Genomic DNA, 401 nt, shown 5'->3' on the forward strand with positions numbered 1-401 from the left:
GGCGACGTCTATGTCTCGATCGAGAACCTGACCGGCACGAGCCATGCCGACAGGCTGACCGGCGACGGCAAGGCCAATGTGCTTTCCGGCGGGGCCGGCAAGGACGTGCTCAAGGGCAATAGCGGCGACGACACGCTGATCGGCGGCAAGGGGGCGGACGACCTTTATGGCGGCAAAGGTGCGGACACCTTCGTGTTCAAGTCGCTCTCCGAGCTTGCCAGTTCGAAGGCCAGGACCGACACGATCTTCGACTTCTCCCAGAAGCAGAAGGACCTGATCGACCTGACCGGGATCGATGCCATCACGACGAAGTCGGGCAACCAGGCGTTCTCCTTCGTCGGCACGGAGAAGTTCTCCAAGACCGCCGGCGAGCTGCGCTATGCCAAGGAGAAGGCCGACAC

1 protein-coding gene is annotated in these 401 nt (G+C 62.8%); it reads left to right on the top strand.

What is annotated here, in order from left to right; all coding sequences use genetic code 11:
* Positions 1-401, top strand: a 401-nt coding sequence (locus HV823_RS26430) for a M10 family metallopeptidase C-terminal domain-containing protein (RefSeq protein WP_176952631.1), incomplete at both ends; no start/stop codon positions are given.

The sequence above is a fragment of the Mycoplana rhizolycopersici genome (assembly GCF_013378445.1).
Classification (GTDB): domain Bacteria; phylum Pseudomonadota; class Alphaproteobacteria; order Rhizobiales; family Rhizobiaceae; genus Mycoplana; species Mycoplana rhizolycopersici.